The sequence below is a fragment of the Pseudomonas sp. TREG-RG-20F-10-E-6-01 genome, from assembly GCF_022662455.1.
Taxonomy (GTDB): Bacteria; Pseudomonadota; Gammaproteobacteria; order Pseudomonadales; family Pseudomonadaceae; genus Aquipseudomonas.
Genome location: NZ_JAKNQP010000006.1, coordinates 203562 through 223570, shown reverse-complemented (window position 1 = coordinate 223570; position 20009 = coordinate 203562). Strand labels below are relative to the sequence as shown.

At 61.5% G+C, this 20009-nt stretch carries 14 protein-coding genes; 7 read left to right on the top strand and 7 right to left on the bottom strand.

Translation table 11 applies throughout. From position 1 onward, the window contains the following. Positions 1 to 14: 14 nt before the first annotated feature. The 5 genes from L8K08_RS19085 to L8K08_RS19065 all read right to left on the bottom strand — a co-directional run bounded on the left by L8K08_RS19085 (position 15) and on the right by L8K08_RS19065 (position 8301). Complete coding sequence (locus tag L8K08_RS19085) at positions 15 to 1466, bottom strand: efflux transporter outer membrane subunit (protein WP_242199386.1); 1452 nt, start codon at positions 1464 to 1466, stop codon at positions 15 to 17. Continuing rightward, positions 1463 to 1936 carry a MarR family transcriptional regulator gene (locus L8K08_RS19080; RefSeq protein ID WP_145164004.1) on the bottom strand — a complete coding sequence of 158 codons (474 nt, stop codon included), beginning with the start codon at positions 1934 to 1936 and terminating at the stop codon, positions 1463 to 1465. Before L8K08_RS19080 ends, L8K08_RS19085 begins: the two co-directional genes overlap by 4 nt. Positions 1937 to 2172: 236 nt before the next feature. Further along, positions 2173 to 5859 (bottom strand): translocation/assembly module TamB domain-containing protein, encoded by a 3687-nt coding sequence (locus L8K08_RS19075; RefSeq protein WP_242199385.1) that lies wholly within the window; start codon positions 5857 to 5859, stop codon positions 2173 to 2175. Beyond that, entirely contained in the window at positions 5859 to 7586 is a 1728-nt protein-coding gene (locus L8K08_RS19070) for an autotransporter assembly complex family protein (protein WP_242199384.1), read from the bottom strand. Before L8K08_RS19070 ends, L8K08_RS19075 begins: the two co-directional genes overlap by 1 nt. Positions 7587 to 7650: 64 nt before the next feature. Next, positions 7651 to 8301, bottom strand: coding sequence for a GNAT family N-acetyltransferase (locus tag L8K08_RS19065; RefSeq protein WP_145163998.1), 651 nt, complete (start codon positions 8299 to 8301; stop codon positions 7651 to 7653). A gap of 168 nt (positions 8302 to 8469) precedes the next feature. On the opposite strand from L8K08_RS19065, the gene xthA reads away from it, so the two are divergent. Both xthA and L8K08_RS19055 read left to right on the top strand, forming a co-directional pair. Continuing rightward, the gene (gene xthA, locus L8K08_RS19060) at positions 8470 to 9282 is read left to right on the top strand and encodes an exodeoxyribonuclease III (protein ID WP_106578806.1); all 813 of its coding nucleotides are present in this window, start codon (positions 8470 to 8472) and stop codon (positions 9280 to 9282) included. A gap of 199 nt (positions 9283 to 9481) precedes the next feature. Beyond that, complete coding sequence (locus L8K08_RS19055) at positions 9482 to 10807, top strand: phosphate ABC transporter substrate-binding/OmpA family protein (protein WP_242199383.1); 1326 nt, start codon at positions 9482 to 9484, stop codon at positions 10805 to 10807. A gap of 52 nt (positions 10808 to 10859) precedes the next feature. Here the strand turns inward: L8K08_RS19055 and L8K08_RS19050 are convergent, their stop codons facing one another. After that, positions 10860 to 12089 (bottom strand): acyl-CoA dehydrogenase, encoded by a 1230-nt coding sequence (locus tag L8K08_RS19050; RefSeq protein ID WP_145163992.1) that lies wholly within the window; start codon positions 12087 to 12089, stop codon positions 10860 to 10862. Positions 12090 to 12255: 166 nt separating this feature from the next. On the opposite strand from L8K08_RS19050, the gene L8K08_RS19045 reads away from it, so the two are divergent. From L8K08_RS19045 to L8K08_RS19035, 3 genes are all read left to right on the top strand, one after another. After that, on the top strand, positions 12256 to 13191 hold the full coding sequence (locus tag L8K08_RS19045) for a LysR family transcriptional regulator (RefSeq protein WP_017136514.1): 936 nt from the start codon (positions 12256 to 12258) through the stop codon (positions 13189 to 13191). A gap of 260 nt (positions 13192 to 13451) precedes the next feature. Beyond that, positions 13452 to 13844 (top strand): MerR family DNA-binding transcriptional regulator, encoded by a 393-nt coding sequence (locus L8K08_RS19040; protein WP_106578810.1) that lies wholly within the window; start codon positions 13452 to 13454, stop codon positions 13842 to 13844. A 16-nt stretch (positions 13845 to 13860) separates the two neighbouring features. Beyond that, on the top strand, positions 13861 to 14760 hold the full coding sequence (locus tag L8K08_RS19035) for a hydroxymethylglutaryl-CoA lyase (protein WP_242199382.1): 900 nt from the start codon (positions 13861 to 13863) through the stop codon (positions 14758 to 14760). A 664-nt stretch (positions 14761 to 15424) separates the two neighbouring features. Here L8K08_RS19035 and L8K08_RS19030 read toward each other — a convergent pair. Beyond that, the gene (locus tag L8K08_RS19030) at positions 15425 to 17062 is read right to left on the bottom strand and encodes an AMP-binding protein (protein ID WP_242199380.1); all 1638 of its coding nucleotides are present in this window, start codon (positions 17060 to 17062) and stop codon (positions 15425 to 15427) included. Positions 17063 to 17225: 163 nt separating this feature from the next. On the opposite strand from L8K08_RS19030, the gene L8K08_RS19025 reads away from it, so the two are divergent. Both L8K08_RS19025 and L8K08_RS19020 read left to right on the top strand, forming a co-directional pair. Then, a complete protein-coding gene (locus tag L8K08_RS19025; RefSeq protein WP_242199379.1) occupies positions 17226 to 18389 on the top strand; it encodes an isovaleryl-CoA dehydrogenase in 1164 nt (387 codons plus the stop codon). A gap of 10 nt (positions 18390 to 18399) precedes the next feature. After that, the gene (locus L8K08_RS19020; protein WP_242199377.1) at positions 18400 to 20007 is read left to right on the top strand and encodes a carboxyl transferase domain-containing protein; all 1608 of its coding nucleotides are present in this window, start codon (positions 18400 to 18402) and stop codon (positions 20005 to 20007) included. Positions 20008 to 20009 lie beyond the last annotated feature (2 nt).

Here is a 20009-nt window from a genome sequence, read left to right as displayed (position 1 = left end):
ACAAATACCTCAAATTATTCCGTGCGTGTAGCTGGGGTGGTTACGGCCACGTTATCGGCGTTGTACCCGCCACCCAGGGCTTGCATCAATTGAATCGACAGATCGATCTGTGCAGCATTCAAGGCCGCCAACTGACGCTGGGCCTGCAGCAATTGCTGCTCGATGCTGAGTACATCCAGGTAATTCCCGATCCCCGAGCTATAGCGCTGAACCCCGGTGTCGTAAGACTGCTGGGCAATGTCCGCGGCGTGTTGCTGGGCCTGGATCTGCCGACCGGTATCGCGCAATTGCGAAAGGGTGTTGCCAATATCGCCCAAGGCTTGCACCAGGGTTTTGTTGTACTGGGCCACCGCCAGGTCGTAATCGGCGTCGCGGGCATCGAGGTCGGCGCGCAGGCGGCCGCCGTCGAAGATAGGCAACGAGACGGTCGGCGCAATGCTGAAGAAACGGCTGGCCGAGCCAAACATCGCGTCGCCCAACAACGACTCGGCCCCGGCGCTCGCGCTCAGGTTGAGGTTGGGGTAGAAGCGGGTCTTGCTGGCGGCGACATTCTTGCTTGCTGCCTCGACGCGCCAGCGTGCGGCGATCAAGTCCGGGCGACGGCCCAGCAACTCGGCCGGCAGCACAGAAGGCACGGCAACGGCGCTGGGTTTGAGCACGTTCGGGCGGGTCAGCTCGCTGCCACGGTCGGGGCCTTTGCCGAGCAATACGGCCAGGGCGATCTTGGCGCTTTGCAGCTGTTTTTCTGCATCGATCAATTGCGACTCAGAGCTGGCTTCCAGGCTTTCGGTCTGCTGGTACTGGTACTGGCTGTCGATGCCGGAACTCAGGCGGCGCTTGCTCAGGTCGAGCATCTGGCGGGTGCGCTTGAGGTCGTCGGCGGCCAGGTCACGCACGATATGCGCCTGGCCCAGGTCGCTGTAGGCCTTGGCCACGTTGGCGGCCAGGGTCAGGCGCGCGGCCTGCTGATCGACTTCGGCGGCACGCGCCTGGCCCAACGCGGCTTCCCAGGCGGCGCGCTGGCCACCCCACAGGTCAAAGTTGTAGTTGAAGCTGGCGCCGATGTTACGCACGGTGGCGTAGGCATCGCCCTGCCCCAGCGGGTCCTGATCCTTGGCCAGGCGCGAACGGCTCACGCCGGCGCTGGCATCCAGGGTTGGCATGCGGGCGGCATCGGCGGCGTAGGCAGCGGCTTGCGCCTGGTGGGCACGGGCGCTGGCGACTTGCATGTCAGGGCTGTTTTGCAGGGCTTCATGGATCAAGCCGTCCAGCTGCGGGTCGCCGAGGCTCTTCCACCAATCGGCCGTCGGCCATGCGGCGCTCGACAAGGTCACGCCACTGAGGGACTTGCCGGTTTGCAACGTATTGGCGTCGAGGCGTTGGCCCTGGGTGTCGAGGCCGCTGAAGTTGGCACAACCGGCCATGCTCATCGCCACCAGCACCAGGCTAAGTGCGCGTGTGTTCATTGATTACCTACCCGCTGGATGACGATGGCGTCACCGGCAGCTATCAGAATTTTCGTGAGGATTTTTTCCAGGGTTTGCAACTCGCCGGGCTGCAGGGCGCCGGCCAGCTCATTCATCGCCTGCGCGCCGATGTGCGGCAGCATGTCTGCCAGGCGCTGGCCGTCTTCGGTCAGTACCAGCTGCACCTGGCGCCGGTCCTGCTCGGAACGCTTGCGCGCCAGCAGGCCCTTTTGCTCCAGGCGGTCGAGCATGCGGGTCATGGAACCGCTGTCCAGCGACAGGTTGCGACACAGCTCGGCGGGCGTGTCGACCTCGTACTGGGCAATGATGATCAACACTTTGAACTGCGCGGCGGTGACGCCATGCGGTTCCATATGCGTGTCGATAATGCGGTCCTTGAGCAGCGCGGCGCGGCCCAGCAACAGGCCGAGGTGGCAGTTGCGAAAGCTGTCAGGGGTGAAGTGGGTCATCGAAAGTCACCTTATTACTGCCTAGGCAGTGAATGTATGACAAGATGTTACTGCTTAGGCAGCGAATGTCAAATGGAATTATTAGCTTGCTTGCTAATTGACCGACAGGTGGGCTGCACCACAAACGAACGTGGGAGCTGGCTTACCGGCGATGACGGTCTGTCAGTCAATGAATCATCGACTGATGGACCGCCATCGCCGGCAAGCCAGCTCCCACAATGTTTCGGCGTTAGCGTTTAGAAATCGCGCTTGTAGAAGATATCCAGTGAACTGGCCACGCCACTGGCCACTTCCAGGTACACCTTTTTGCTCAGCAGGTAGCGCAGGGCAATCGTACTGGCCGGTTCGAACACCCCGACCCCATACCGCAGGCTGAGTTTTTCGGTGATTTTGCCGCTGGCCACCACGGCGGTGTTATTGCCGGTGCCCTGGGTGTCGAGGTCGAAGTCCTGAATACCCAGCTTGTTGGCGATGTCCGAGGTCACCCCGGCGCTGCCCATCAACCCCAGCCCCAAGGCGGCTTCGGCCAGCATGTTGTTGTCTTCGCCGGTGTTGTTGCGCGAACGCCCCAGTACCAGATACGAGAGTGCATCCTCCTGAGGCATGGTCGGCTCGGAGAAGATCTGCGTGGTCGGTTGTTCGGCGCTGCCGCTCAAGCGAATACCGGCCGTCACCGTTCTGGACGGTTCGGTAACGACGCGCACCGCTTCGACATCCAGGAACGGTTGGTCCAGTGGCCCTGCAAACAACAGCCGCGCGCGGCGCACGTCCAGCCGCTGCCCGTAGGCACGGTAGCGGCCATCGTTGAGCCACAGCTCGCCTCGGGTGTCCATGTTGTCGCCGATGTGCACATGGCCCTGCACTTTGGCGGTGAGCCCGAAGCCCGCGAAGTTGAGCTGGTCTTCGCCCACCACCACGTCGATGTCCATGGCCATCGCCATCGGCGCCTTGCCCTCCTCGGTCTGGCTGCCGACGATCACGGTGTCATCGGAGACCTTGACGGTGGACGGCGGCAATTCACGCACGGTGATGTCGCCACGCGGGATGTGCACCTTGCCGGCAATCGCCAGTTTGTCGTTTTTCAGGCTGATTTTCAGGTCCGGCGCCACTTCCAGCTTGGCGTAAGGCTCAACCGTGACCGGCAATTGCGCGCCTTGCAGGCTGAGGTCCACCACCAGCGCCTGGCCCCAGTCGATCTGCCCCTTGAGGCTGCCCTGCCCGGCCTTGCCGCTGTGCCACGCGCCATTCAACTGCACGCTTTCGCCGGCAATCAGGGCCCGCACGTTCAAGCCTTCAAGGCTGATCGGCAACTCCGGCCCGGAGACTTCACCGCCCACCAGATTCACGTTGCCGTTTACCTGCGGTGCCAGCAAACCACCGGAGATACGCCCGTTGCCGTTGAGCTTGCCGGTGAGTTTGTCCACCATCGGCACAAACGGTCGGGCCACGGCGAGGTCCAGGCCGTTGAGGCTGAAATTACCGGTGATCGGCTTGTTCTTCGGCAACGGGTTGATCTGCGCCTGCACCAGCAACTCGCCGAGCTTGCCGCCACGGAAGGTCAGCTGAGTGTCGATGCGTTTAGGGTTGAGGGTGGTTTCCAGCTTCAGAGTGTCGTAGGGGAAATCCACCCACTGAGCCTTGTCCTTGACGCGCAGGGTGCCACCGCTGGCATCCACCGCGATCACGCCTTTAGGCCCGCTGGCGGGCAGGTCGAGCTGCACGTCGGCGTTGAGCTTGCCTTGCCAGGCGAAATCCTTGGGCAGAAAGGCAGCCAGGCTGTCGATAGGGAATTGCTTGAGGTGGTAACGCAACTTCGGCTCAGGCATCAGGCGCTGGTCTTCACCGCACAGGCTGGAAGGGCCGGACACCCAGCAATGCGCCGCAAAGGTCAGCTTGCCGTCCGCCAGGCGCTCGATCCTGGCCGGGGCTTGCAGCTTCCAGTCCTGGCCACCGGCTTGAACGTCACCGCTGGCCAGGCGCCCGCGCCAGTTACCTTTGTCGAGGTTGCCATCGAGCGCCAGGCCCAGCTTGACCAGCGGCCCGGCCAGGTCCAGCTGGACTTTCTGGCTTTTGATATCACCTTGAGCGCTGGCGGTCAGGGTGCCGACCTGGGTGTCGCCGGCCTGAATGCCACTGCCCTTGAGGTCGATCTTCGCGCGCTGGGCGTTGTCGAGTGTGGCGTTGAGAGTGAGGTTTTGCAGTTGATTGTCGGCGAACGCCAGTTGCTGGCCTTTAAGGTCGAGTTTGCCTTGCGGCGCCTTCAACGTACCGGCCACATCGACGCGCCCGTTGATCTGCCCACGCAGTTGCGGCCACAGCTGGGCCAGGCGCGTCAGCTTGATGTCGATCTGCCCGGCCACACGTTGCTGCAGGCTGCCGCTGCCATTGATGCGGTTATCACCCAGGCGGATGTCCAGGTTGGCCAGGGTCCATTGCTCGCCTGCGCCTTCTGCCTTGGCCGCCAGCACGGCAGTCTGACCGCGCAAGCGGCCCTTGAGGTCGAGGTCGGCGTTGAGCTTGAGTTGTTCCTGTTTGAACTCGCCCTTGCTGCGCAGCGGCCCGGCCAACGTGCCCGGCAACTCCGCGACCCAGTACGCCGGGTTCAGCGCCGACAGGTCCAGCGCGGTGTCCCAGGCAATGCCGTCGGCAAACTGCAGGCTCAGGTGGCCTTCAGCCTTGCCTTGGCCGGCCGTCAATTTCAGTTCGGGCAGGAAGAGTTGCTTGAGGTCGCCACTGAACGGCGTGACCACATTGAATTTGCCGGCCGGGCCGTCGAGGTCGGCCTTGAGGTTGCCGAGGTAATTGCCGTCTTTGTAGGAAATCTCGCCGTTGAGCGTATGCAGCGCGAACTGCGGCTCATCAATCAATGGATAGAGGCGGTGCCAGGGAAAATCCAGCCAATCGATCTTGGCGTCGGCGCTGAAGCCTTGTTGCCAGTCCAGATTGGCGCTGAGCTTGAGGCTTTGCTGGTCGCCGGCATTCAAATCCAGGCCGGCGATCTGCGCGCCCTTGGCGTCAACCTTGCCCTGCAGCAGCAGGTCTACCGGGCCTTTTTCCGCAGGCAGCACGGCCTTGCCCAGCAGTTGATAACCGCTGCTCAGGTCACCCTTGGCGGTGAGGTCCAGTTGATTGAGTTGCAGGGTGTCGGGCAAGTCGGCGCTGGGTTTGAAGCCGTCGGCGCTGATGTGCAATTGCGCGGGCAAGTTCTCCACCAGTGGTTGCAGCTCACCGCTGAGTTTGGCAGGCAGGTAGCCACTGCTGTCGGCGTCGAGTTTGAGGGTCTTGAGCAAGTCTCCGTCGAGCTTGAGGGCAACCTTCCACGGCGCGCCGCCGGGCGCGTACGGCAGGCTCAGGTTGCCCGTGGCGCTCAGCGGCCAGTTGCCGGTCGGTTGCAGCAGACCGGCCAGGTCCAGCACCAGGTCATCGCGTTGCAGGTGCACCGAGTCGATCTGCAGGCCCGCGGCGGTCCAGTGCGCCGCGAGCTGCAAGCCCTTGAGCTCTTCGCTGCCATTGAACAGCAGGCTACCGACGCGAACGTCGCCCAACTGGATCGCCACCGGCAGTTTCAACTCCGGCAGCTGGATCGGCCCGCTGCTGCTGTCATCGGTACTGGGTGGGAATTGCAGGCTGACCTGCTCCACGTCCAGCTGGTTGATGCACAGGGTCATGCGCAGCAGGCAGGCCGGTGACCAGTCGAACTTCGCCGCATTCAGCTCGACCCGGCTGGTGTCTTGCTGCCACAACAGGTGGTCGACACGCCACTGGCCACCCAAATGCCCCTGGAAATTCTCAACCGTCAATCCGGGCACCTGGCGCAAGGCCCAGCGGCTGCCCGCTTGGCTGCCGAGTACCGCCCACAGTGCCAGTAACACCACGGCGAAGACTGCCACGATGGCCAGCCCCGCTATTTTCAAACCACGCATCACAGCTCAGGCCCCATGGAAAAGTGCAAACGAATGCCGCCCGGATCTTCCAGGGCATGGGCCAGGTCGAGGCGGATCGGGCCCACCGGCGACACCCAACGCACGCCCACGCCCACACCGGTTTTCAGGCTCGGCATGTCCAGGCTGTTGAAGGAGTTGCCTTGGTCGACAAAGGTCGCGATCCGCCATTTTTCGGCGATGGAATATTGATATTCGGCACTCAGCGCCACCATGTAGCGGCCGCCGATGCGGTCACCGCGATCGTTTTCGGGTGACAACGTCTGGTACTCGTAGCCGCGTACGCTTTGGTCGCCACCGGCAAAGAAGCGCAGCGACGGCGGCACCGATTTGTAGCCATTGGTGGCACTGCCGCCAAACTGCGCACGGCCGAGGAAACGGTGGTTGTCCCACAAGGTGGTCAAGCCCTTGATCGTGGCGGTGCCGTAAAGCAGGTTGGTGTCGGAACCCAGGCCTTCCTTGGCGACCTTGGCGTCGAACATCAGGCGATAGCCATTGTGCGGATCGATGCGGTTGTCGCTGCGCAGGTAGGAATAATTGATCCCCGGCATCACCAGGTTACTCAGGCCCGAGTCATTGCCCAGGCGGTATTCTTCGCGCTGGTATTTGAGCGAGATGACCCGCGTCCAGCCGCTGGGCAATTTGCTGTGCCATTCAGGGCCAAGGGTGAGCAATTTACTCAGGGTGTCGGTATTGGCGATTTCTTCATTCTGGTAGCCGCCGGCAAAACGCAGTTTGTCGGTGAGCGGTGGGTCCAGCGGGATGTCGTACCACAGGCCGACGTTCTGGCGCGGCGCCGACAGCTCGGCTTCCCAGCCATAGCTGTGACCTTGTGGGTTGACCCAGTGACGCGTCCAGTTGGCTTTGCCGCGCGGGCCGACGTCGGTCGAGTACCCCAGGCCCAGGCCCATGGTGCGCGGCTTGCGGGTGTCCAGTTGCACCGCCACCGGGATCACATCGTTGGCCGAGGCTGCGGGGCTTGCGTCTACGCGCACGGCTTCGAAAAAGCCACTCGCCTGCAGGTTCTGGTTGAGTTCTGCGATCAGCTCGGAGTCGTAAGGGTCGCCGCTTTTGAACGGCACCATGCGTTGCAGCAGGTCTTCATCAAACGGCGTGTCGCCGGCGAAGCTGACCTTGCCCATGCTGTAGCGCGGGCCGCTGTCGTAAATGAGTTCGATATCGGCGACGCCGGCTTTGGGGTCAACCGAGAGTTTCTGGCTGGTAAAGCGCCCGCTGAAAAAGCCGTAGCGCGAGGCCTGGTTCTGGATCAGACGCTTGGCGTCTTCGTAGTGGCCGTGGTTGAGCACGGCACCGGATGTGAGGTCGCTGCTGTCGGGCACGCGAAAAGCCTTGAGGCTCGCGGCCTGGCCGTCAACCCGAATGGTCACGTTGCGCAAATGCACCGGCTCGCCGGGGTCGATGGTGAGGATCAGGCGTGGATTCTTGCCGCCTTTTACATCACTGACGATTTGTGGCTGATAGTAGCCCAGCGCCTGGGCCGCCTTGCGGGCCTGCTCTTCGGCGCCGCGGCTGAACCGCAGCAGGGCTTCTTCATCACGATCGCCTACCCCGCCGATATAGCCTTCGATGTTGGCTTTCAACGCGTCGTTTGTAGGCTTGATCCGCACGTCCAATTCGCTTTGCGCCAAGGCGCCGCAGCTTGTGAACAGCAGAATCAAGCCGCTGGTAAATCTTCCTGGAAACTTCATAGGCGCGGATGCTACACGAGCTGGGGAGAGACTTTGAACCCGGAATTATCTGAATAATTCTGCATTAAGCCGTTGCAACATGTAACGACTGCGGATTGGGGTGGAAAAACACGTGCTCCAGGATAGGCCCTATCGCCACTTCGCCGATTTCCTCATAGCCCTGGCGCTTATAAAAATCCAGGTAGCGTGAGTTGCCGGTATCGAGCACTACGCCTGAGGAATGCGGGTCGTCGGCGCACCAGTTGTGCACGGCCTCAAGCAATTGCTCGCCATAGTGCTTGCCCTGAAATTGCGGGTGGATGCCCAACAACGGCAGTACGTGCACCGACTCGGTCGGCAGGCACGCCAGCACCGCGTGATGGTATTCCAGGTAACGGCGAGTGCCGCGCACGCCGGTGCTCAACCACATGCGCAATTGCCACGCCCAGCTTTCGGTAATGCCCAGGCGCCGTTGCGGTGGCGCAATCAGGGCGATGCCGATCAGCCGGTCGTTGACGAACAGGCCGATGGCGGGCAGTTTCTGAAAGAAATGCTGCTTGACCAGCTCACGCACAGTGGCGCGTACCCGCTGTTCATAGCCTGGGCGTTCAGCTTCGAAGATGTAGGCGAACGTCGGCTCATGCCGATAAGCCTGGTAAAGCATGGAGCGCGCTTCGCGCGAATAGCCGCTGTTGAGCAGGCGGATCTCGGCAAGGGCCGTCGAAGTGTCAGGCATACAGTCAATCTCCCTGGGCGCCATTCAGAAGATGGCGTTCTTATGGGTACGAACCTACGCAGCACCAGTCGTTCCCAGACATTAGCAGGGCATCTGCTCGACCGCCACGCTGGCCCCCGTCGGACTTGTCGGCTAGCATCGCCCTTTTGCCAGACTGGACTGCCGACCATGAAAATCGTCTCTTTCAATATCAACGGGCTGCGCGCCCGCCCTCATCAGCTGGCGGCGCTGATTGAAAAGCATCAACCCGACGTGATCGGCCTGCAGGAAACCAAGGTTCATGATGACCAGTTCCCGCTGGCCGAAGTGCAGGCGTTGGGCTACCACGTTTATTACCACGGCCAAAAAGGCCATTACGGGGTGGCCCTGCTCTCGCGCAAAGAAGCGCTGAGCGTGCACAAAGGTTTTGCCAGCGATGAAGAAGACGCCCAGCGCCGCTTCATCTGGGGCACCTTCGCCGACGAGAACGGCAACCCCGTGACCATCATGAACGGCTACTTCCCTCAGGGCGAAAGCCGCGACCACCCGACCAAGTTTCCGGCCAAAAAACGCTTCTACGAAGATTTGCAGCACCTGCTGGAAAGCCAGTTCAGCAATGACCAGGCCTTGGTAGTGATGGGCGACATCAACATCTCCCCGCAAGACTGCGACATCGGTATCGGCGCCGACAACGCCAAACGCTGGCTGAAAACCGGCAAGTGCAGCTTCTTGCCGGAAGAACGCGAGTGGATGGCCCGCCTGAAAAACTGGGGCCTGGTGGACAGCTTCCGCCACCTCAACCCGGACGTGGCCGACCGTTTCAGTTGGTTTGATTACCGCAGCCGTGGGTTCGAAGATGAGCCCAAGCGTGGCCTGCGCATTGACGTGATCATGGCGTCCAACGGCCTGGTGCCGCGGGTCAAGGATGCCGGCGTGGACTACGAGCTTCGGGCGCTGGAAAAGCCGTCCGACCATGCGCCGATCTGGCTGGAATTGAGCTGACGCGACTCAATGTGGGAGCTGGCTTGTGTGGGAGCTGGCTTGCCTGCGATGCAGGCACTTCGGTCTTCCAGCTAAACCGAGTTGATGCTATCGCAGGCAAGCCAGCTCCCACCTTTGGGGTGGTTGTGTGCCAGTCACACCGTTGAAACCTTACTGACTTAATCTCCCGGCACTCCCTTTGGCTTAAGAAGGTGCCGGCATGATGCTGCGCGTTCTGCTCCTGTTGATCCTGCCCCTCTACGCAGTTGCCGCTGCCCTGCCCGTTCCCGACCAAGGCCCCGCGTTGCGCATCCAGGGTTCCAACACCATTGGCGCCGCGCTCGGGCCCGCGCTGGTCATGGGCATGATGCAATACCAGGGCTTGCAGGCGGTGCACAGTGAACCGGGCGACGGCGCCAATGAACAGCGCGTGATCGGCAAGACCCGCCAAGGCAGGACGGTCACCATCGAGGTGGCGGCCCACGGTTCCAGTACCGGGTTCGCCGCGTTGAAAAACCTCAGCGCCGACCTCGCCGCGTCGTCGCGCCCGATCAAGGACAGCGAACTGGTGGACCTTGAACCGTTGGGCGACCTGAAAAGCCCCGAGGCTGAGCAAGTGATCGCCATTGATGGCCTGGCGATTATCCTCAACCCGCAAAACCCGTTGAATACCCTGAACACCGAGCAACTGGCGCAGATTTTCAACGGCGAAGTCGACACGTGGGAGGCACTGGGCGGCATCGGCGGGCCGATTCATTTGTATGCCCGGGATGATCAGTCCGGCACCTACGACACCTTTAAGGAACTGGTGCTACGCCTGCGCGGTAAACCCCTGGCACCTGCCAAGCGTTTTGAGTCCAGTGAGCAACTGTCCGACGCCGTAAGCCGGGACCCTCAGGGCATCGGCTTTATCGGCCTGCCGTATGTGCGCCAGGCCAAGGCCGTGGCAATCGTCGATGGCGACTCACAACCGATGTTGCCGTTGAACAGCCTGATTGCCACCGAGGACTACCCGCTGTCACGCCGACTGTTCTTTTACCTGCCGCCCTCGAGCCGCAACCCGTGGGCCAAGGCGCTCGTGGACTTTACCCAGAGCAGCAAAGGCCAGGCGATTGTCGCAGCCAACGGTTTTATCGCGCAGCAGGTGCAGGCGATCAGCGTGGAGCCGCGCCCGTCGATGCCTGCGGACTATCAAGCCATCGCGCGTGAGGCCCAGCGACTGAGCGTGAACTTTCGCTTCGAAGAGGGCAGCGCCAGCCTCGACAACAAGGCGCGCCAGGATTTGCAGCGGGTGGTGGCGTACCTGAAAAGCCACGACAAGCTCCACAAGCAGGTGACGCTCGTAGGGTTTGGCGACGCCAAGAATGACCCACAGCGCGCCGCGCTACTGTCGAAGTTGCGGGCAATGGCGGTGCGCCGGGAACTGGTGAGGAACGGTGTGGTGCTGCGCGATATTCTCGGCTTCGGCGCGCAGATGCCGGTGGCGGCGAACACGGCGGACGAGGGGCGGATCAAAAACCGGCGAGTGGAGGTTTGGGTGCACTGACCCCTGGCGAGCAAGCCCGCTGTGGCGAGCGGGCTTGCCCCGCTGGCTACATCTACTGCCCGCTGCGCATCAGCTCTTTGGGCACGTACTTGCCGATCTCGAACTTGCCGATCGCCGCACGGTGCACTTCATCCGGGCCGTCGGCCAGGCGCAAGGTGCGTTGCATGGCGTACATGTAGGCCAGCGGGAAGTCGTTGGAAACCCCGGCACCGCCGTGAATCTGGATGGCGCGGTCGATCACTTTCAACGCCACGTTCGGCGCCACCACCTTGATCTGCGCGATTTCGCTTTTCGCAACTTTGTTGCCCACGGTGTCCATCATGTACGCCGCTTTCAAGGTCAGCAGGCGGGCCATGTCGATTTCCATCCGTGAGTCGGCGATCTTGTCGATATTGCCGCCCAGGCGGGCCAATGGTTTACCGAACGCGGTGCGGCTGACGGAGCGTTTGCACATCAGTTCCAGCGCGCGCTCGGCCATGCCGATGGAGCGCATGCAGTGGTGGATACGGCCTGGGCCAAGGCGGCCCTGGGCAATTTCGAAGCCGCGACCTTCGCCGAGCAGTACGTTTTCGTACGGCACGCGCACGTTGTCGAACAGCACTTCGGCGTGGCCGTGCGGGGCGTCGTCGTAACCGAAGACCGGCAATGGGCGCACGATTTTCACCCCGGGGGCATCCACCGGCACCAGGATCATCGAGTGCTGCTGATGACGCGGTGCATCCGGGTTGCTCAGGCCCATGAAGATCAAGATCTTGCAGCGCGGATCGCAGGCGCCGGAGGTCCACCATTTTTTGCCGTTGATCACCCACTCGTCGCCCTGGCGCTCGGCGCGGGCGGCCATATTGGTGGCGTCTGAGGACGCCACGTCCGGTTCGGTCATGGCAAAGGCCGAGCGAATCTCGCCGCGCAGCAACGGCTCGAGCCAGCGTTGTTTTTGCTCTGCGTTGGCGTAGCGCACCAGCACTTCCATGTTGCCGGTGTCGGGGGCTGAGCAGTTGAACGGCTCCGGGCCCAGCAGGGAGCGGCCCATGATCTCGGCCAGTGGTGCGTATTCGAGGTTGGTCAGGCCGGCGCCCAGTTCGGATTCGGGCAGGAACAGGTTCCACAGACCTTCGGCTTTTGCCTTGGCTTTCAACTCTTCCATGATGGCGGTGGGCTGCCAGCGGTCGCCTTCGCTGACCTGGCGTTCGAACACCGGCTCGGCCGGGTAAACGTAAGCGTCCATGAATGCAGTGACGCGTTCACGCAGTTCCTGAACCTTGGGCGAATAGGCGAAATCCATGAGCAGCTCCCTTCTCTGAGAGGTTGTTTAGGTCATGCAATCGATGCTAGAACAGCGCTGATAATTTACCTAGCCTATTCTCGGCGTGTATTAACATTCATCACCGATATATGATCGGCGCCTGAGCACCTGACAAATCGCCACCTAACAATAAGAGCGCAACGAAATGAATCTGAGCAAGGTCGACCTCAACCTCTTTATTGTCTTCGATGCGATCTACACCGAAGCCAACTTGACCCGTGCCGGGCAGATCGTCGGCATCACCCAGCCGGCGGTGTCCAACGCGCTGGCGCGCTTGCGCGAAACCTTCAATGACCCGCTGTTCGTGCGCACGGCCCAGGGCATGGTGCCCACGCCGATGGCGCAGAACATCATCGGCCCGGTGCGCAATGCGTTGTCGTTGCTGCGGGTGTCGGTGCAGGAAAGCCGGATTTTCAACCCGCAGCAGGCGGCCAAGACCTACCGCATCAGCATGACCGACCTCACCGAAGCGGTGATTCTGCCGCTGTTGTTCCAGCGCCTGCGCCGTCTGGCGCCGACGGTGGTGATCGAGAGTTTCCTGTCCAAACGCCGCGAAACCACCAAGGAACTCGCCGCCGGGCGCCTGGATTTTGCCGTGGATGCGCCGCTTAACACCGACCCGCAAGTGCGCCACGTCAAGCTGATGGAAGACCGCTACGTGTGCGCCATGCGCAAGGGCCATCCGATGGCGGGCAAGGACAAATTCACGCTGGATGACTACCTGTCGCTGACGCATATCCATATCTCCAGCCGCCGCAACGGCCTGGGCCATGTGGACCTGGCCCTGGGCAAGATGGGCATCCAGCGCAAGATCGCCCTGCGCTCCCAGCATTACCTGATGGCCTCGCAAGTGTTGCAGCAGACCGACATGGTGATGACCGTGCCCGAGCGCTTTGCCCGGCGCCATGAATTGCACTGGTTCAACCTGCCGGTCAACGATGTGCCGCCTGTGGAAACCCACTTGTACTGGCACGAAAGCACCGACCAGGACCCGGCCAACCGCTGGATGCGCGAGCAAATGATCGAGTTGTGCCAACAGGTGACGGCGCATGAGAAGAAGCTCGATGGCAAGCAAGCCTGACCTGTGGCAAGCAGACCTTTTGTGGTGATCAGGCCCTGTGTGGCGAGCAGGCTTGCCCTGCGTTGAGCTGCGTAGCGGCCCCAATCCCAGGCGCCGCGTTTTACCTGAAAAATTGAGTCAATGTTTATTGCAGGCGCGTCACACCCAACGCAGGGCAAGCCTGCTCGCCACAGCACACCCGCTCATAAGGTTGGAAAGGCAGCTTGACGTTCACGTCAACCTGACATTAGCTTAGCGCCAAGACCTTCTTGAGCGCCCCCATGAGCACGACCTACAGCATCTCCGACCTCGCCCGCGAGCTCGACATCACCACCCGCGCTATTCGCTTTTATGAAGAACAAGGCCTGCTGGCCCCGGAACGCCGGGGCCAGGAGCGCATCTACTCGGCGCGCGACAAGGTCAGCCTCAAACTGATCCTGCGCGGCAAGCGCATCGGTTTCTCCCTGGCCGAGTGCCGCGAGCTGATCGAACTCTACGACCCCAGCAGCGGCAACCACATCCAACTCAACAGCATGCTCGCCAAAATCGCTGAACGCCGTGAGCAGCTTGAGCAACAACTGCTGGATATCGAACAGATGAAGCTGGAACTGGACACCGCCGAAGAGCGCTGCACCCAAGCCCTCGCGCAGACCATGAGCCAGGTTGGCCAATAACGATAAGGTAGCCATCATGCCCCTCCCCTCACACGTACGCCTGGTGGAAGTCGGCCCGCGCGACGGCCTGCAGAACGAAGCCCAGCCCATCAGCGTGGCCGACAAGGTCCAACTGGTGGATGCCCTGACCGGCGCGGGCTTGAGCTATATCGAAGTGGGCAGCTTTGTCTCGCCCAAGTGGGTGCCGCAGATGGCCGGGTCGGCGCAAGTGTTTGCGCAAATACAACGCAAACCCGGCGTGACCTACGGCGCACTCGCACCGAACCTGCGCGGTTTTGAAGATGCCGTGGCCGCGGGCGTAAAGGAAGTCGCCGTGTTTGCGGCCGCGTCCGAGGCGTTTTCCCAACGCAACATCAATTGCTCCATCAGCGAAAGCCTGGAGCGCTTTGCGCCCATCATGGCGGCGGCCAAGCAGCACGGCGTCAGCGTGCGCGGGTATGTGTCGTGTGTATTGGGTTGCCCTTATGAAGGTGACATCGCGCCGGAACAGGTCGCGGCGGTCGCGCGCGAGTTGTATGCCATGGGCTGCTATGAAGTTTCCCTGGGCGACACCATCGGCACTGGCACGGCGGGCGCTACGCGGCGGCTGTTTGAGGTGGTCGGCGCGCAGGTGCCACGGGACAAGTTGGCCGGGCACTTCCATGACACCTACGGCCAGGCGATTGCGAATATCTACGCCAGTGTGCTGGAAGGGATCACGGTGTTCGACAGCTCCATCGCGGGCCTCGGCGGCTGCCCCTACGCCAAGGGCGCCAGCGGTAACGTGGCGACTGAAGACGTGGTGTACCTGCTCAACGGTCTGGGTATCGACACGGGCATCGACCTGCAGGCGCTAATTCTCGCGGGCCAGCAAATCAGCAGCGTGCTCGGCCGGCCCACCGGGTCGCGGGTTGCCAAGGCGCGTAACGCCAGTTGAGTAGAGCGGCTGTGACAATGTGTTACCGCACCGCTACATATCGAGTAACACGGGAACATATTTTGTCGCATTCGCTGTAGGCGATTTCTTATAAAAAATTCAACCTGCTGATTTTAAAGGATTTTTAAAAGTTGGCACGGCTTCTGCTATCTCTATTGCATAACAAGAATAAAAAGCGCCAAACCTAATAAAAATAAGACGAAACGACTCTGACATAACAAAAACAACACGGCAGAGACGCAGCTAACAGATTTTTTTGGAGAAGATGTGCTTCGCAGGGTACGGCATGCCGAAACCCGCAACCGGTTAGAGAAAAATAAAACTACCTCAGGTAGCTGCCACTGGTTGGATCGGTAACGAAGAAGCAGATCAGCGCTCAAAAAAATACGTTTGCTCTTGACCCCGAATGGGGGTCGCCCAAAACAGCGGTAAAGGGTAACGGCTGCCAAAAACAACAACAGGCCGCCCCTCAATAATAAAAAAGAGCACGCAACGACAAATTAAAGGGGACCTTCGGGTCCCCTTTGTGCTTTCCGGGATTCGACAAACGCTCGTCTGGCATCGATCAAAAAACGTGTTCGCGAAGGCGGTGTGTCAGTGACAGATGAGCTGGCTGACCCTGCGCATGCGCGAGCAAGCCCGCTCCCACATGGTTTTTGGGTTGTTAGTTGGACTGGGTTTTCAGCTCCTCGATCGAGATTTCGCGCATGCGAAATTTCTGGATCTTGCCCGTCACCGTCATCGGAAACTCTTCCACGAATTTGAAATGCTTGGGCGTCTTGAAGTGCGCGATGCGGCCCTTGCACCAGGTTTGCAGCTCCAGCTCGTTGGCCATATGGCCCGGATGGAACTTGACCCAGGCGACGATCTCTTCACCGTAACGCTCATCCGGTATGCCAATAACTTGCACATCTGCCACCGCCGGGTGGGTGAAGAAAAACTCTTCGAGCTCGCGCGGGTACACGTTTTCGCCACCGCGAATGATCATGTCCTTGTTGCGCCCGGCGATACACACGTAACCGTGTTCGTCCATGGTCGCCAGGTCGCCGGTGTGCATCCAGCCCGCGTCATCGATGGCGTCACGGGTGCCGTCGGGGTTGTTCCAGTAGCCGAGCATGACGCTGTAGCCGCGCGTGCACAGCTCGCCGATTTCACCGCGCGCGACGGTATTGCCGGCGGTGTCGATGATCTTGTTTTCCAGCTGCGGCTGGGTGCGGCCCACGGTGGTGACGCGGCGCTCCAGGTCATCGTTGGCACCGGTTTGCAATGACACCGGGCTGGTTTCGGTCATGCCATAGGCAATCTGCACTTCACCCATGTGCAGCTCGCTGATGACGCGGCGCATCACCTCGATAGGGCATGTGGCCCCGGCCATGATCCCGGTGCGCAAGCTGGCCAGCTCGAATTCGCCGCGGCGAGGGTGATCGAGGATGGCGATGAACATGGTCGGCACGCCGTAGAGGCCGGTGGCGCGCTCTTCGGCGACGGCGCTGAGGGTCAGCAGCGGATCAAAGCCGTCATTCGGGTAGATCATCGTGGTGCCGTGGGTGATGCAGCCGAGGTTGCCCATGACCATGCCAAAGCAGTGATACAACGGCACCGGGATCACCAGCCGGTCCTGCGCCGTGAGGCCCAGGCTTTCGCCAACCATGTAACCGTTGTTGAGAATGTTGTGATGACTGAGGGTGGCGCCCTTGGGAAACCCGGTGGTGCCGGAGGTGTACTGAATGTTCACGGCCTGGTCGAAGTGCAGGCTGGCCTGGCGCCTGTGCAGCTGTTCGGGCGGGACGCCTGCCCCCAGGGCCGCCAGCTGCGACCAGGGCAGAAACCCCTGCGGTGGGTTGGGGTCGAGGCTGATCATGGCGCCCAGGTTGGGGCTCAGTGCCTGCAGCATGGCGTGGTAATCAGAGGTTTTGAATGACCCGGCGCACACCAGCCATTGGCAACCAGACTGCTTGAGCACGTACTCCAGCTCACTGCTGCGGTAGGCCGGGTTGATGTTGACCAGGATCACACCAAGCTTGGCACTGGCAATCTGGGTGATGCACCACTCTGCACAATTGGGCGCCCAGATGCCCAGGCGGTCGCCGGCTTGCATGCCTAGGGCCAGGAACGCACGGGCGTGCAAATCAACCGTGTGAGCCAGTTGCCGCCAGGTGTAGCGGCGTTGCTGATGGCGCACCACCAACGCTTCACCCTCGGGATAGCGCGAGACCGTGTTATCGAAGGCCTGGCCAATGGTCATGGCCAGCAAGGTCTTGTCCTGAGAGCCACGGCTGTAGCTCTGATTCGGTTGATCCATAACGACCCCTTTTGTCTTTTTTGTAAGGTGGACGGCGGCTGCTTGACGTAAACGTAAACTACGATTGACAGCCTCGCAACGCAAGCTTACGTTAACGTAAAGGTGAGCGCCCTCCCCGGCGCTCAACCACACAACAACAAAGCTCACATTAAGGTGCCTGTCCATGAGTTACCCGTCCCTGAACTTCGCCCTCGGCGAAACCATCGACATGCTGCGCGACCAGGTGCAGTCCTTCGTGGCCAAGGAAATCGCGCCTCGCGCGGCTCAAATCGACAGTGACAACCTGTTCCCCGCCGATATGTGGCGCAAGTTCGGTGACATGGGCCTGCTCGGCATTACGGTGCCGGAAGAGTACGGCGGCGCCGGCCTGGGCTACCTCGCCCACGTGGTGGCCATTGAAGAAATAAGCCGAGGTTCGGCATCAGTCGGCTTGTCCTATGGCGCTCACTCAAACCTGTGCGTCAACCAGATCAACCGTAACGGGAGCCACGAACAAAAGCTCAAATACCTGCCGAAGTTGATCAGCGGCGAGCATATCGGCGCCCTCGCCATGAGCGAACCGAATGCCGGCTCCGACGTGGTCTCGATGAAACTGCGCGCCGAAAAACGCGGCGACCACTATGTGCTCAACGGCAGCAAGACCTGGATCACAAACGGCCCCGATGCCAACACCTTCGTGATCTACGCCAAGACCGACGTGGAAAAAGGTCCTCACGGCATCACCGCGTTTATCGTCGAGCGCGACTGGAAAGGCTTCAGCCGCAGCAACAAGTTCGACAAGCTCGGCATGCGCGGCTCCAATACCTGCGAGCTGTTTTTCGATGACGTGCAAGTGCCCGAAGAAAACATCCTCGGCGCACTCAATGGCGGCGTGAAAGTGCTGATGAGCGGCCTGGACTACGAACGCGTGGTGCTGGCGGGCGGCCCGATCGGCATCATGCAGGCGTGCATGGACCTGATCGTGCCGTACATCCACGACCGCAAGCAGTTTGGCCAGAGCATCGGCGAATTCCAGCTGATCCAAGGCAAGGTCGCCGACATGTACACCCAGCTCAATGCCAGCCGCGCCTATCTCTACGCGGTGGCGCAGGCATGCGAGCGCGGTGAGACCACGCGCAAGGACGCCGCCGGGGTAATCCTGTTCAGCTCCGAGCGCGCCACACACATGGCCCTGGACGCCATTCAGATTCTGGGCGGTAACGGTTACATCAACGAATTCCCCGCCGGGCGCCTGCTGCGTGACGCCAAGCTGTACGAAATCGGCGCCGGCACCAGTGAGATTCGCCGGATGCTGATCGGCCGCGAACTCTTCAACGAAACCCGCTGAAGGAGCGCCCATGGCCACCTTGCACACCCAACTCAACCCGCGCTCGGCAGAATTTGCCGACAACAGCGCAGCCATGCGCCTACAAGTCGACGCCCTGCACAGCCTGCTCGCCCAGGTGCAGCAAGGCGGTGGCGCCAAGGCTCAAGAGCGGCACACGTCGCGCGGCAAACTGCTGCCCCGTGAGCGGATCAATCGTTTGCTCGACCCGGGTTCGCCGTTCCTTGAACTGAGCCAACTGGCGGCCCATCAGGTGTACGGCGAAGACGTGCCGGCGGCCGGGGTGATTGCCGGGATCGGCCGCGTGGAAGGCGTCGAATGCATGATTGTCGCCAACGACGCCACGGTAAAAGGCGGCTCCTACTACCCGCTCACGGTAAAAAAACACCTGCGCGCGCAGACCATCGCCGAGCAGAACCGCCTGCCGTGCATCTACCTGGTGGACTCCGGTGGCGCCAACCTGCCGCGTCAGGATGAAGTCTTCCCGGATCGCGAGCACTTCGGGCGGATCTTCTTCAACCAAGCCAATATGAGCGCCCAGGGCATCCCGCAGATTGCGGTGGTGATGGGCTCGTGCACGGCGGGCGGTGCCTACGTGCCGGCCATGGCCGACGAAGCGATCATGGTGCGTCAGCAGGCGACCATCTTCCTCGCCGGCCCGCCGCTGGTGAAAGCGGCGACCGGCGAAGTGGTCAGCGCTGAAGACTTGGGCGGCGCCGACGTGCACTGCAAGATCTCCGGCGTGGCCGACCACTATGCCGACAGCGATGAACACGCGCTGGCCCTGGCGCGGCGCAGCGTGGCCAACCTCAACTGGCGCAAACAGGGGCAGTTGCTGCAACGCCCGCCGGTGGCGCCGCTGTATAGCAGCGAAGAGCTTTACGGCGTGATCCCGGCCGATGCCAAGCAGCCGTTCGATGTGCGCGAAGTGATCGCGCGGCTGGTCGACGGCTCGGTGTTCGATGAGTTCAAGGCACTGTTTGGCACCACGCTGGTGTGTGGTTTTGCGCACTTGCACGGCTACCCGATGGCGATTTTGGCCAATAACGGGATTCTGTTCGCCGAAGCCGCGCAAAAAGGCGCGCACTTTATCGAACTGGCCTGTCAGCGCGGGATTCCGCTGCTGTTTTTGCAGAACATTACTGGCTTCATGGTCGGCCAGAAGTACGAAGCCGGCGGCATCGCCAAGCACGGCGCCAAGCTGGTGACCGCGGTGGCCTGTGCCAAGGTGCCCAAATTCACGGTGATCATCGGCGGCAGCTTTGGTGCCGGTAACTACGGCATGTGCGGCCGGGCTTACGACCCGCGCTTTTTGTGGATGTGGCCCAATGCACGCATCGGCGTGATGGGCGCCGAACAGGCGGCCGGCGTGCTGGTGCAGGTCAAGCGTGAACAAGCCGAACGCGCTGGCGCAAGCTTCAGCGCCGAAGAGGAAGCCGCGATCAAGCAGCCGATCCTCGACCAGTATGAAACCCAGGGCCACCCCTATTACTCCAGCGCGCGCTTGTGGGATGACGGCGTCATCGACCCGCTGCAGACCCGCGACGTGCTGGCCCTGGCCTTGTCCGCTTCGCTGAACGCCCCCATCGAGCCGAGCCGCTTCGGCGTGTTCCGCATGTAAAT